Annotated in this window: 16 protein-coding genes and 1 pseudogene; 4 read left to right on the plus strand and 13 right to left on the minus strand. The window is 38.7% G+C overall.

Annotated elements, in window-relative coordinates:
* Positions 1–358: 358 nt before the first annotated feature.
* Both D8792_RS00870 and D8792_RS00875 read left to right on the plus strand, forming a co-directional pair.
* Positions 359–709: a helix-turn-helix domain-containing protein gene (locus D8792_RS00870; protein ID WP_125372660.1), complete on the plus strand. Its 351-nt coding sequence runs from the start codon at positions 359–361 to the stop codon at positions 707–709.
* Positions 710–833: 124 nt separating this feature from the next.
* Entirely contained in the window at positions 834–1712 is an 879-nt protein-coding gene (locus D8792_RS00875) for a LysR family transcriptional regulator (RefSeq protein WP_125372516.1), read from the plus strand.
* 508 nt (positions 1713–2220) lie between these two features.
* Here D8792_RS00875 and D8792_RS11620 read toward each other — a convergent pair.
* The 7 genes from D8792_RS11620 to D8792_RS00910 form a co-directional block, all read right to left on the minus strand.
* A complete protein-coding gene (locus tag D8792_RS11620; RefSeq protein ID WP_260470123.1) occupies positions 2221–2574 on the minus strand; it encodes a TMEM175 family protein in 354 nt (117 codons plus the stop codon).
* Between the two features lie 138 nt (positions 2575–2712).
* Positions 2713–3363 carry a DsbA family oxidoreductase gene (locus D8792_RS00885; protein WP_125372517.1) on the minus strand — a complete coding sequence of 217 codons (651 nt, stop codon included), beginning with the start codon at positions 3361–3363 and terminating at the stop codon, positions 2713–2715.
* A 19-nt stretch (positions 3364–3382) separates the two neighbouring features.
* Positions 3383–3562, minus strand: a complete 180-nt coding sequence (locus tag D8792_RS00890) for a type Z 30S ribosomal protein S14 (RefSeq protein WP_125372518.1) — start codon at positions 3560–3562, stop codon at positions 3383–3385.
* Positions 3563–3829 (minus strand): hypothetical protein, encoded by a 267-nt coding sequence (locus D8792_RS00895; protein WP_229036626.1) that lies wholly within the window; start codon positions 3827–3829, stop codon positions 3563–3565.
* A complete protein-coding gene (trxB, locus tag D8792_RS00900) occupies positions 3829–4749 on the minus strand; it encodes a thioredoxin-disulfide reductase (RefSeq protein ID WP_125372519.1) in 921 nt (306 codons plus the stop codon). The genes D8792_RS00895 and trxB overlap by 1 nt, the downstream gene beginning before the upstream one ends.
* Positions 4750–4757: 8 nt before the next feature.
* Positions 4758–5072 (minus strand): thioredoxin, encoded by a 315-nt coding sequence (trxA, locus tag D8792_RS00905; protein WP_062005158.1) that lies wholly within the window; start codon positions 5070–5072, stop codon positions 4758–4760.
* A gap of 306 nt (positions 5073–5378) precedes the next feature.
* Positions 5379–6047, minus strand: a complete 669-nt coding sequence (locus D8792_RS00910) for an ArsR/SmtB family transcription factor (protein ID WP_014677709.1) — start codon at positions 6045–6047, stop codon at positions 5379–5381.
* A gap of 394 nt (positions 6048–6441) precedes the next feature.
* Between D8792_RS00910 and D8792_RS00915 the strand changes: the two are divergent.
* Positions 6442–6744, plus strand: a pseudogene (locus D8792_RS00915) (tyrosine-type recombinase/integrase); the annotation flags it as partial.
* A 95-nt stretch (positions 6745–6839) separates the two neighbouring features.
* Here D8792_RS00915 and rpsI read toward each other — a convergent pair.
* The 6 genes from rpsI to D8792_RS00950 form a co-directional block, all read right to left on the minus strand.
* Entirely contained in the window at positions 6840–7232 is a 393-nt protein-coding gene (gene rpsI / locus D8792_RS00920) for a 30S ribosomal protein S9 (protein ID WP_002902303.1), read from the minus strand.
* Positions 7233–7250: 18 nt separating this feature from the next.
* On the minus strand, positions 7251–7697 hold the full coding sequence (rplM, locus tag D8792_RS00925) for a 50S ribosomal protein L13 (protein ID WP_125372521.1): 447 nt from the start codon (positions 7695–7697) through the stop codon (positions 7251–7253).
* A gap of 183 nt (positions 7698–7880) precedes the next feature.
* Positions 7881–8744, minus strand: a complete 864-nt coding sequence (locus D8792_RS00930) for a DegV family protein (RefSeq protein WP_125372522.1) — start codon at positions 8742–8744, stop codon at positions 7881–7883.
* A 142-nt stretch (positions 8745–8886) separates the two neighbouring features.
* A complete protein-coding gene (locus D8792_RS00935; protein WP_125372523.1) occupies positions 8887–9531 on the minus strand; it encodes a hypothetical protein in 645 nt (214 codons plus the stop codon).
* Entirely contained in the window at positions 9531–10262 is a 732-nt protein-coding gene (rlmB, locus tag D8792_RS00940; RefSeq protein WP_125372524.1) for a 23S rRNA (guanosine(2251)-2'-O)-methyltransferase RlmB, read from the minus strand. Before rlmB ends, D8792_RS00935 begins: the two co-directional genes overlap by 1 nt.
* 638 nt (positions 10263–10900) lie before the next feature.
* Positions 10901–11440, minus strand: a complete 540-nt coding sequence (locus D8792_RS00950; RefSeq protein ID WP_260470129.1) for a hypothetical protein — start codon at positions 11438–11440, stop codon at positions 10901–10903.
* Between the two features lie 45 nt (positions 11441–11485).
* Here D8792_RS00950 and D8792_RS00955 point away from each other — a divergent pair, with 45 nt between their 5' ends.
* The gene (locus D8792_RS00955; protein ID WP_125372525.1) at positions 11486–12376 is read left to right on the plus strand and encodes a helix-turn-helix domain-containing protein; all 891 of its coding nucleotides are present in this window, start codon (positions 11486–11488) and stop codon (positions 12374–12376) included.
* Positions 12377–12379 lie beyond the last annotated feature (3 nt).

Consider the following 12379-nt stretch of genomic DNA (forward strand, 5'->3'; position numbering starts at 1 on the left):
TTTTTGATAATATTATACCACTTAATATGTATTTTTAGTCGAACTTTGTTATTTAAAAAATACAATCGTTAGTGTATATGTTATAATGAGTCTAGAAGTAAAGCGTTATTGAAAACTCTTTATTCTGTAGATTATTACTCAAAGCACCATTTTGTGATTCTTTAACCTCTTTATGTTATAAATTTCTATACTCATAAGATTTTCGGTAATCGCTCTTTACCATCGGACAAATAAAGCCATACTAAAATATAAATTTACAAGGCAAATTACAATAGATAAATATCATTTAAGTTTTTTATACAATACTTCGTATTTTTTAAGGTGTTTTTTTGTCATACAAAACTTGTATTCTATTTATATGACAACTAAAAACTATTTACAACAATATATTTCCAAAAAAGTGAAATATTTTCGAACACAAAACAAAATGAGCCAGGAAGAACTTTCGGAACAAGCGGGACTTGGGCTTAAGTATATCAACCAACTAGAAAACCAAAATGTGAATCTGACCATTCACAGTCTTGAAAAAGTGATTGACGCCCTAGAGATGACCCCAGAGGAATTTTTCAATTTTGATAACCTTGAATCAACCTCTGATAAGACTGACAATCTTTCACTCAAAAGAATCAACATGAAGATTAAACAGCTCCCTATTGATAAACGAGAAAAGATCTTGGTCATTTTTGAAAGTATCTTAGATAATCTTTGATATCCCTGACTCACTTACATTTTAACCAGCGAATACTCGTATAGTCAAATTGTAGGATACGGATAAAAATCATTTATCTTGTGATTTCCACTTATTTTTCTCCAATTAATGAAAGTGAGCCCATATGAATTTAAAAGATTTGCAATATTTTTATGACCTCTGCCAGCTTCAATCCTATACGGAAGTGGCAAAACAACACAATGTCAGCCAACCATCTATTTCTTATGCCATCAAGCGCTTAGAGGACTCCTTTAATTGCAAATTGATTCACCATGATCCCTCACATCGATCCTTCAAATTAACTACTCAAGGACAAATTCTTCTAAAACACACAGAACTGATTTTACCTGAGGTCATTTCTACTCGCAAAGAAATTAATCGCTCTTTGGCGCATTACTCTACTGTAGGATTCCCTCCTATTATCATTCAGTATCTTTTCTCTGTCTTAAATAAAGAAACTGAATTTGATTTTTTAAAAAAGGTACGTCCTATCCGCGGTGGCTCCGTAGAGTTATTAAACCTTCTCCTTAAGGGAGAACTAGATGCGAGCTTACTCGGATTGATTGAACCACTCAATCATCCTTCAATAGAGACACATGAACTCTTTCATAAAGAACTGTATGTCGTTTTATCTAAGAACCATCCTCTTGCTACTGCTCCTTCCCTCACTTTTGAAGAATTAGTAGATCAATCCTTTATACTCTTAGACGAACACTTTGTTCACCTGAAAGCTTTTGAACTACTTAATCAAAAGTATCAAAACAAGGCAGAAATATTCTTTAAGAGTGACGACATTATCATTATTAAAGAACTTTTAAAGAAAGGGATTGGCGTAAGTTTACTGGCTGATATCGCACTTTCTGATGAAGATGATGATTTAATAAAAATCCCTCTAATACCGGAGGATCAGATAACATTTACAGTTTATTACGCTTATCTCAAATCAGCTACACCGTCATCAGAAGTAGAGGACTTATTTAATCTCATTAAATCATATGAATAAAAAAAACTCTAACTATCAACTACCTGATAGCTAGAGTTTTTTACATTATGGGTATTAGGCTAAAGTACGAAGAAATAGGATATTATCGCCGAATTTTTCATTTACCTGATACCATTCAAGGAGATTTCTAATTATAAATCTACAAGATATCAATAAAAAAGAACACCCCGAAAGGTGCTCTTTGTATGTATTGTAATTCTCTCGAATTAACGTTTACTAAATTGTGATGCTTTACGAGCTTTCTTAAGATCTGTTTTTTATAACCGATGCTATTTAGCCATTATTTTTAGTCTTTTTCAAGATTTGTTGCTTAAAAAACCATAGATAACATTAACAATCATCAGTAGCGGGGCAAGAGAAATGAGATTTGGAAAAAGATAACCAACTAATAATATGATCACTAGCTGCAATCCATATAATAGTGCCCACCGATAAGGTATCTTTTTTTCTTCAGCTGATAACGGTCTTTGACTCGTCTTGATCACCATTGCTGTCATGATTATCCAAGCTACATCCCAAAGGGCAAGAACGATGAGATAAAAAACAGGAGAAAGGCAAAATTAGCGGAATGCTGCCCAATCCCTCGAGTCGCTAAGGGAACAAAACTAGCTGTTAAAAGCCAAAAACTATTAGCTCCAAATAAACGAAAGCTGACATGATCTACTAATTTGTAGAGTTCATGATAATACAGCCAGACTGCCATGATTTGCAAAAAACTAGTAATGTAGATAAAAAGCATGGGTAGCATGCTTCTAAGTCCTACTACGGTCAATTCCTCAGGTAACTGTAACTCCAAGGTCATAATTGTGACAATAATGGCCAATATAGCATCTGACAAGGCTTCTACCCTTTGTTTTTCCATTCTGTCCTCCTAATGACTGCTTTTTTGCTTTTTTCTAACGGCTGTGTTGAGGGCTCTATGCTGCAGCCATCAATCCCACAAACTAAACCTGTCTCTTCTGAATTGCTGTCTAGTAGTTGAAAAGGGGTATCTATCATTTTATTGTGCTCCTTCCTCTGCTTGAATTTGTTTTAATACCGCTAACATGTATTCATAAGGCTGAGCACCTGAAATGCCATACTTATTGTTCAGAACAAAGAAAGGTGCACCTTGAACGCCTGATTGATGGGCTTCTAAGATATCGCATTTGACCTCGTCAGCAAACGCATCGCCAGCAAGAACCTGCGCTGCCTCTTCTTGTGGTAGAGCGAACTCACTGATAACAGCTAGTAACACAGAATAATCCGCAATATTGGCAAGTTCTTCAAAGTAAAGATAGTACAAGGCCATAATGAAATTTTGATGATCTTTTTTATCTAAATACTTCTGCGACCATTTAATAAGACGGTGAGCTGAAAAGGTGTTGGTTGGGATAATCCCCGCCATATCAATACGAAGCCCTTCTTCATTTCCCATGCTTTCCATGTGCGCAAACTGAGCTTTAGCTTGCTCAGTGGTCATACCGTGACTGGCAGCAAACTCTGTGAGCATGGTTTCACTTGTTTCTAAAGGCGCATTGGGATTTAGCTGGTAAGCTTTCATTGTCAAATCTTCCGGGTTTAAACCAACAGCTGCCATAGCACGCTTCATCCGACTAGCACCAATGTAACAAAATGGACAGGCAATATCTGACCAGTAACTAATTTCCATATTTCTTCCTTTCTTTCCACTACCAAGAAGCTTTTTTCAACCCAGGAATGACACCTTGGTAAACTTGCTGGCGTAAACAAATCCGACAAAGTTTAAACTTGCGGTAAATCGAATGTGGGCGGTCGCATGCCAAACAGCGTGAGTATTCTTGAACCGGATAGGCCTTCTTTTTCCTTTGTATCAAAGCTTTTCTTGCCATTTAAACCTCTTTCTTATCAACCAATTGACCCTTTTTAAAGACTAATAAACTCGTCAGGGTAGGCTGAATGCCAAATAAAGAAATAAGACGGGGCACTTGAAAAATATCTGCTTGGTAAAGCACCAAATGCTCTCGTTCAGCCGTGTCTATGAGTTCTTTTTGCCCAAGAGACGATAGACTGCATTGATTTCCTGAAACAAGAAGAGCTAGATTTTGATGTTCGGCTAACAGTTCTTCTAATTCGATACTAGACGTGACTGATTTCATCATAGGTTATCAATATAGGCCAATGTATCTAGGGCAGCAATGGCACCGCTACCTGCTGCAGTAATGGCTTGTTGGTATTTTGGATCTTGCACATCACCAGCTGCAAAAATACCTGCAACAGAGGTCTTTGCTGTTCCTGCCTGTGTTTGAATATAGCCTTTATCATCCAATGCTAATTTTCCATCAAGAAAATCGGTGTTTGGCTGATGACCAATGGCCACAAAGAGACCGTCAGCCTGAATGTGCTCAATATCACCTGTTTCATTATTACGAACATCCAAACCAGTCATTCCCATCAGATTAGATGCAACTTTGATAGGCGTGTAATTTAACATCCAATGAATTTTATCATTTGCCTGAGCCCGTTTGGCCATAATATCAGATGCGCGTAACTTATTGCGGCGGTGGACAACGGTCACTTTCGATGCAAAGCGTGTCAAATAGAGGGCTTCTTCCATAGCGACATCACCCCCGCCAACTACAAGGACTTCACGCTCTTTATAGAAGAAAGCATCACAGGTCGCACAAGCGCTGACACCTTTTCCGACGGCCTCTTCTTCACCTTCAATACCTAGGTATTTAGCGCTAGAGCCTGTTGCGATAATAACGGCCTTGGTATCAATGATTTCACCATTATCCAGATGTACCTCGAAAGGAGACTTTTCGCCTTCAATTTTTTGAACAAATCCAAAGGTCATTTCGGTGCCAAACTGTTCTGCTTGGCGGCGCATTGTTTGGACTAATTTATTGCCATCAATCCCGTTTTCAAAACCTGGATAATTTTCTACAAGGGTTGTGGTGGTTAATTGACCACCCTCAGAATAGCCTGTGATCAATCGATTTTTCAAACCAGCTCGACTTAAATAAATGCCAGCTGTGTAACCTGCAGGTCCTGAGCCTACAATAATTGCATCATACATAAATCACCTCATGATAACTGTGCTTGGATTTTTTCCATCAATGTTTGTTTAGGATGAACACCAACAAGAGCATCAACGGGTTTGCCATCTTTAAAAATCACCATTGTTGGGATAGAACGAATGCCAAAGAGATTGGCCAGATCTTGTGATTGGTCCACATCCACCTGAGCAATCGTTACTTTTCCGTCAAAGTCCTGTGAAAGTTCTTCCACTACCGGCTCCATCATCCGACAAGGTGGGCACCACTGCGCCCCAAAATCGATAAAACTTACCCCATTTTGGATAGATTTCGCAAATGTTTCGGTTGTTAGTTGTGTCGTCATAAAAAACTCCTATCTAAAATAAATCGCTTCTATTCAATCATGTAATTGAATAGCATAAGAATAAAAGAATGAATTTCAAAAAGGTTAACTTAGCCCTTCTGAAAATCCAATTTGTATCACTTAGTTTCTTTGAGATACTAAATAAGAAGTATTTCAAAGATGTAATTCAATAAAATTGTTGAATAGATTTAGTAAAAAAGAAATTCAACTTTTTTATTGAATAACTGAATTATAGCACACTAAATCTATTTTGCAATGATTTTGCTCACGAGTCTCCGGTTATAAGAAAAGACTAAGGAATACACCTTAGTCAAGTTCTGAACGAGAGGATGCACCCCACTTCCAATCAGCAAAACTGCGATTGAGACTATAGATACTGTAGCCTAAACTCTGTAAATCCTGTGCTGCTAGGTTAGCATAGCCACATTGGCGCCCGCGACAATAAACAATGATGGTCTTCTCTTTGGGAAGCTGAGCTTTTTTTTGATCAAACTCATCGATTGGTAAATTAAGAGCTTTTGGCAAGTGCCCTGCCTCATACTCCTCAACAGGCCTTAAATCAAGTAGGAGAGCATCTGTCTTAGCTGCTAATTCAATTGCATTAGCGAGCTCAATCTGAGGAACACCAGCTGCCTCATCATAGTCTGACTCAATCGCTCTGACTTCTGCTAACTGTTCTTCACCGACGGCAAATAACAGAAGGACTAACTGGACAACCTTTTCAGAAGCCAAGCTATAACGGATAAAATTACCATTTCGACTCGTCACCACCAAGTGACTTTCTTTTAAAACCTGAAGGTGGCGCGAAGTATTGGCAACAGAGAGACCCGTCGCATGCGCAATTCCCTCAACTGTCTTTGGTCCCTGTGATAATATATTTAAAATATCAAGACGCTTCTCACTTCCTAGCCCCTTTGTTAAGCGAGATAGCTCTTGGTAAATATTTTGTTTGTAATCAATCATTGTCTCTTGCATCAAATCAACTCCTTATCTATTCAATTCAATAGTATAATTCTTAAAAACAGTTGTCAACTATTCCATTCGAAAGATGTTGATACTCATTTGTGGCAAAAAATAAAAAGAATACTTATCCTTAACATTTACTAATATTAATAGGTAAATCATGTAAAAAGAGATCTATCACTGAAAAAATGAAATTTTTAACGAGCAGCAGTTTCTTTTGTGACATACTATCTATGTGCGACCATAAATTGTATCAAAATAATTTACTTAGAGCTCTCAACTGCCAACAATTTTCTAATGATTAATTTAAACATTCACAAAAATAATCCACAACTACTTCTGTTGTCACTATTATCTCAAAGCCTAAAACAAGAGACAAGAAGTAAACAGCATGCAAGACATACTACCTGAACAGTTTGTCTTTACTTATATAGACACTAGAGGAAACATCAACAAGCCTTTACATGCTGACTATCTAAACAATAATATGAAAAGCATCAGAAAGCGACATAAAGAGCTGGCACATGCTACACCTCATAAACTGCGACATACAGGAGCAACGCTTGCTAAACAAGCAGGAATGAGCTTAGAAGCTATTTCTGAAGCTCTAACACACAGTGACACAGGAACAACACAGATTTATGTAAATACTTCTAATGTAGTTCCTATGACAGTAGGTGAATTTGCCTTAAAATCTCTAAAACAATAAGGTAAACTTTGAGGTAAACTTTTCAAAAAAACACGAAAAAAGCACCCATAAGGTAAACTTTTGAGTGCTTTGAAACGTTGATATAATCGGTTCGATTAACGTTTTGAGAACTGTGACGCTTTACGAGCTTTCTTAAGACCTGGTTTCTTACGTTCTACCATACGAGCATCACGAGTAAGAAGGCCTGCGCGTTTCAATGAATCGCGGAAGTCTGGGTCTACTTGAAGAAGGGCACGAGCGATACCGTGACGGATAGCGCCTGATTGACCAGCGTAGCCACCACCATCAACGTTTACGAAAACGTCGTATTGACCAACAGTTGAAGTAACTGCAAATGGTTGGTTGATAACCAAACGAAGGTCAGCGTGTGGGATGTACTCTTCAACATCTTTTTTGTTTACAGTGATTTTACCAGTTCCTGGAACAAGGCGAACGCGTGCAACAGCGTTTTTACGACGTCCAGTACCTGCATATTGTGCTTGTGACATACTTTATTGTTCCTTTCCTTAGATAAGTCCTGAAATATCAAGAACTTCTGGTTGTTGTGCAGCGTGAGTGTGCTCAGCGCCTACAAATACTTTCAACTTCATACCTTGAGCACGGCCAAGAGTATTGTGTGGAAGCATACCTTTAACTGATTTTTCGATCAAACGAACGGCGTTCTTAGAGCGAAGTTCACCAGCAGTGATAGACTTCAAACCACCTGGGTACATTGAGTGAGTGTAGTAAACTTTATCAGTTGCTTTTTTACCAGTCAATTTAACTTTTTCAGCGTTGATAACGATTACGAAGTCACCTGTATCAGTGTGTGGTGTGAATGTTGGTTTGTTTTTTCCACGAAGTACGCTTGCTACAACTGCAGAAAGGCGTCCAAGAGGTACATCAGTAGCNTCTACTACATACCATTTGCGTTCAACTTCACCTGGCTTAGCCATGTATGTTGTTTTGTTCATGATTTCTCCTATATGAATATCGTTTTTGTTTACAGGGCGGATGTTCCGGTCCGCGGGTTATTTGAAAGGTTCCGGGGCCTTACAAATGGGGTAAACAATACCGCCTACTATCATACCAAATTTTCTAGCCAAAAGTCAATATATTTGATGCAATTATTTATAAAATAACGATTTCATTTCTATTTAGTCTGAAAGTTCACTGCCAATGCTAAAGAGTCCTAGGGTACCTGGACCAGTATGCGTCGAAATAACCGGACCAAGAGGCAGAATAAGGACTTCTGTAACCTGGCCAGAAGCTAAAAGCTGCTCCTTGACAGTTTCAGCGACTTCTTTTTCACCCGCATAGGCAACCACCACCCGTGGATCAGAAATCGTATCTAAGGTCATCCGAACCACCTCAGCCTGCGCCTTCTTCTTGCCTCGCACCTTGGCGACCGAATCCAGACTTCCATCAGCTGTGACTGCGATAATGGGCTTGATATTGACCAAGCTTCCCATGAGAGCCGCTGCCTTGGAAATGCGGCCACCCCGCATGAGGTGATTGAGGTCATCTACTAAGAAATAGGTCTTTACTCTAGGCACTAGACTCTGAAGCAAGTCTGCCGTCTGCTCTAGGCTTTGACCTGCTGCCCTCGCTTCTACAGCCTTCATGACCAAGAGCCCTTCACCCATCGAAGCTGCCTTGGTATCAAGGATGGTGATGATCGCCTCAGGGTAATCCTCTAAGACCATCTCCCGCGCCATGGCTGCACTTTGGTAGGTACCAGACAGGGCGGAAGCAAAAGCCACATAGAGAACCGCTGTACTCTCCTGAGCATACTGGCGGAAAACATCTTCAAATTGGCCAACATTGATCTGGCTGGTAGTCGGCTTGCTGCCAGACTCCATCTTGGCTAAAAGCTGCTCACTGGTCAGCTTATCCGGTCCGACTGTCTCGTAGGTTTGGCCATCCAACTGAATGGTCAAGCCCAGAACCTGCACATCATGTTCCTGAGTCCAGCTTTCTGGCAGGTCTGCCGTCGAATCCGTTAAAATTTTAAAGGTCATCTTTGTTCTCCATCATTTTTTAGTTGCCACAGAGAAGGCTTCTCCATGGACATAAGCGGGTTATTCCTGGTGATTTGCCTACCACCATATCGGGACTAGCTATTAGAAATTTCTTGCTTTTTAGGAAAGCTATTTCGCTCGGTCAGTCTAGGACAGGACTGACACCTTGAAAACCTTTCAAATCAAAAATATATTGGAAATATTCATCTTGTGAATTGTTTAAAATAAGGTTTGCCTTACCATCAAGTAATTCGATACAAATCCATTCCCCATCTAAACACTCAACATCATATTTTTTATCTTCTAAAAATAAATTTGTTAATTGCACCTCTGGATATTTATTTTGAAAAGAAACCATCCCAGAGTTGTCACTTCGGTAAGCAAGCACAGGAACTTCCACTTTTTGATTTTCCATATAAAAGGAACTCATACACCTCTTTTCAGCAAGGTACTCATATTTTCCTTTTACATAATTCACAATCTCTTTATTTAAAATTGTAGAAAAATTGAGAATACTGATGAGATCCGCCTTATCACTGGATAAGGTTTCGACCTCAATTAGGTATTTCAAAGCGCCATTTACCTGACTTCCTTGACCGTATAAATCCGTGCAGTTCAAGGAATATTGGGTCAATAAATCCTCTAAGGGATACTGATCTGCTTCCTCAGTGATTTCAAAGCAAAAGCAATAATTATCTTCTCTTTTATTATGATAGATATCATAAATGATCGGTTCAAACGTTTCTGTTTGATATTTCTCTAACAGATAGCTTCCAAGTACTTGCATTAGCCCACCCGATTTCTAAAGACTTCATACATGAGAATGGCCGCTGCGACGCTGGCATTGAGGCTTTGAACATGACCATTCATAGGAATGGTCAGCATCTCATCCACCTGCTTCTTGATGTTGCTGGAAATGCCCTTGCCTTCATTGCCGATGATGAGGGCTAGCTTGCCTGCCGTATTCCACTTATGAACAGGCGTCCCCTGCATATCCGTCCCAAAAATCCAGAAACCAGCTTCCTTGAGCTTGTCCAGAGTCTGGCTGAGATTGGTCACACGGGCAATAGGAATGTGCTCGATAGCGCCCGTAGAGGTCTTGGCCACAACTGGTGTCACGCCGACTGCTCGGTGCTTGGGAATGATCACTCCCGTGACATTGGTAGCGTCAGCCGTGCGCAAGATAGAGCCCAGATTATGCGGGTCTGTCAAGCCATCTAAAATCAATAGCAGAGGATTCTCTTCCCGCTCTGCTTTTTTCAAAACATCCGCCAAATCTGCATAGGCAAACTCCGATACCCGTAAGACAAAGCCTTGGTGAACAGCTCCATCCGTCATCTCCTGCAAGGTTTTCTTGGGTGTCCAAGAGATAGAGACCTTCTTTTCTGCCGCCAAATCTTTCAGCTTGCTCACGTTTTTGCCACGCAAGTCGTCCTGAATGTAAAGTTTATTTCCCGTATTGGCCATCAAGGCCTCGGTCACAGCATGCACGCCGTAAACAATATCATTTTTTTCCATACTAACAGTATATCACAAGCTCCCTAAAAAAATCTGTCTAAAAGCTAAATATCTCTCTATGACAGCCTAGCATTTCTCAACAATCAGCTAAAAACTGCTTTTCATTATCCTATTCGTTTTTGAAATAATTCCTTATCTAAGACTTAGAAACCAGCTAGACTAGCCAGTTCTGCTAGCTGGTTTCAAAACAAGAGACATCACCTTTCATCAGACACTTACTTTTGGCCAACAGTTATCCAAAGTATCATTTGCCTAAAAAACTAAAGGAAAGTGACCGACCGAGGCCTAGATTACCATGAATCTATAGGGAAAGTGACCGGCCGAGGCCTAAGCTAGACATACTTCCTCTAAGCAGTCACACCAAGAGATTAAAGTTCTTATCCTAGAGGCCAATAACTAAACATGCGACAAAAAGAGGCTGGGACAGAAGTCCTAGCCTCTCAATTGTCTTTGGATTGTCGAGCAAGACGCAGTGGTTGAGTGGGCTCTACTACGCTGATTTCATCAGCTTTTACAGCCCTACTCAACTGTGCGGAGGTGGGACGACGAAATCGAATTCTAACGAATTACCGATTTCTGTCCCACTCTCTTTCTCTCTAATTCAACAACTAGCAATTAACATCAGCAAGTTGTATGATTTAGTTATTCTTAAGTGCTTCTTTGATTTCACCAACTGTTGCAGCAACACTTTTATCTTGGAAAGATTTTAATTCTTTATTGCCATTCTCATCGGTTGTCTCTACGGGATTACTGTAGTCATCTGTAGAGCTAGTTGTAAAACCACCTGATTTGTCTGCAATGATCAGTTTACTGTCTGATAAACCTGAAAAGTAGTCATTAATTTCTTTTTCAGATTTACCTTTTAGTAAATTCTTATAAATTGAAATCGTCTGATTTTCGTTTGTTTTACCAATTGTTGTTTCTGCAATAACTGGTTTCAGCAAAGTATATGAAGCAATTCCTAATGCTACGACTGACAAAGTTAACAGCATCTTTTTCTTAGCCATTTTTTGACCTACTTTCTTATTCCAAATTCCATATCCTACACAGACCTCTAGCCTAACATAGAGTTTGTTAAGAATATATAAGAGAATGACAGAACATAATTTACGACTTGAAATTTTTTTATATTTCTTTGCATTCCTCCTTACTAAATTATATAATGTAGTCAGAATCATGTAGTATTGTTTTAACTTTTTTCAAGTTTTTTTGGAGATTATGATATGAGATATGATTTTGGAAAAGTTTATAAAGAAATTAGAAAGTCTAAAAACCTCACTCAGTCAGATGTGTGTGGCAATGTACTGTCTCCTACAACACTCTCTAAGATAGAGAATGGACTTGTCGTTCCAAAGTATGAGAACATGGCTTTTTTACTTCAACAAATTAATATGAGCTTTGATGAATTTGATTATATTTGTAATCTTTACCATCCTAGCGAGCATACCCAACTATTAAATCAAATCAGCAATATTCATTCAATTAGTGGAGTAAGAGAACTTGAAGCTATTCATAAACAATGTGAATCTTATCTAAAAACTCATTATGATATCTCTATCCAAAAATTGCACCAATCCTTGACAGTTATACTTCAGATTAGAAAGAATGGAATTTCAAACAGAGATAAGGTGACACAAGATATCATTGACATTTTATGGAACGATTTAAAACACCATGACACCTGGTACGCATCAGATTTCAACATTTTAAACTCCATTCTTTTTGTCCTTCCTACGGAGACTATTCTAGATACCACTCAATTAATTCTTCACAGACTAGAAAAATACTCTGATTTCCAAAATATCCTTCCCATAAAACTAGCCCTTCTATCAAATTTGTCTACCTTTTATTTTTATTATAAACACTTTCCGATGTGCAGTCATATTTGTTCGATTGTTATTAAAACAGCAAAATTACTTAAACGGTATGATGCAATGGCATTTCATTCGGCCAGAATCGGAATTTGTGCTGCTGATGAAGAACTAATACAAAAGAACCTTGAAATATTACGTTTGCTAGAGGAAGATGAATTATTCAAAATTATTGAAAACGAAATAGCTGCATTTCATGCTACTAAAGCATCAAACGAAATGGGTATGCCATGGATGTTGTGATAT

Source organism: Streptococcus cristatus (assembly GCF_003943505.1).
In the GTDB taxonomy this organism is placed as follows: domain Bacteria; phylum Bacillota; class Bacilli; order Lactobacillales; family Streptococcaceae; genus Streptococcus; species Streptococcus cristatus_E.

Excerpts from the sequence above, each read along its gene's own strand:
- trxA (WP_062005158.1), bottom strand. The coding sequence starts at position 5,072 with ATGACGACACAACTAACAACCGAAACATTTGCGAAATCTATCCAAAAT.
- rpsI (WP_002902303.1), bottom strand. The coding sequence starts at position 7,232 with ATGTCACAAGCACAATATGCAGGTACTGGACGTCGTAAAAACGCTGTT.
- D8792_RS00885 (WP_125372517.1), bottom strand. The coding sequence starts at position 3,363 with ATGGAAATTAGTTACTGGTCAGATATTGCCTGTCCATTTTGTTACATT.
- rlmB (WP_125372524.1), bottom strand. The coding sequence starts at position 10,262 with ATGGAAAAAAATGATATTGTTTACGGCGTGCATGCTGTGACCGAGGCC.
- D8792_RS00930 (WP_125372522.1), bottom strand. The coding sequence starts at position 8,744 with ATGACCTTTAAAATTTTAACGGATTCGACGGCAGACCTGCCAGAAAGC.
- D8792_RS00875 (WP_125372516.1), top strand. The coding sequence starts at position 834 with ATGAATTTAAAAGATTTGCAATATTTTTATGACCTCTGCCAGCTTCAA.
- D8792_RS11620 (WP_260470123.1), bottom strand. The coding sequence starts at position 2,574 with ATGGAAAAACAAAGGGTAGAAGCCTTGTCAGATGCTATATTGGCCATT.
- D8792_RS00950 (WP_260470129.1), bottom strand. The coding sequence starts at position 11,440 with ATGATTCTGACTACATTATATAATTTAGTAAGGAGGAATGCAAAGAAA.
- D8792_RS00910 (WP_014677709.1), bottom strand. The coding sequence starts at position 6,047 with ATGCAAGAGACAATGATTGATTACAAACAAAATATTTACCAAGAGCTA.
- D8792_RS00890 (WP_125372518.1), bottom strand. The coding sequence starts at position 3,562 with ATGGCAAGAAAAGCTTTGATACAAAGGAAAAAGAAGGCCTATCCGGTT.
- trxB (WP_125372519.1), bottom strand. The coding sequence starts at position 4,749 with ATGTATGATGCAATTATTGTAGGCTCAGGACCTGCAGGTTACACAGCT.
- D8792_RS00895 (WP_229036626.1), bottom strand. The coding sequence starts at position 3,829 with ATGAAATCAGTCACGTCTAGTATCGAATTAGAAGAACTGTTAGCCGAA.
- D8792_RS00935 (WP_125372523.1), bottom strand. The coding sequence starts at position 9,531 with ATGCAAGTACTTGGAAGCTATCTGTTAGAGAAATATCAAACAGAAACG.
- D8792_RS00870 (WP_125372660.1), top strand. The coding sequence starts at position 359 with ATGACAACTAAAAACTATTTACAACAATATATTTCCAAAAAAGTGAAA.
- D8792_RS00955 (WP_125372525.1), top strand. The coding sequence starts at position 11,486 with ATGAGATATGATTTTGGAAAAGTTTATAAAGAAATTAGAAAGTCTAAA.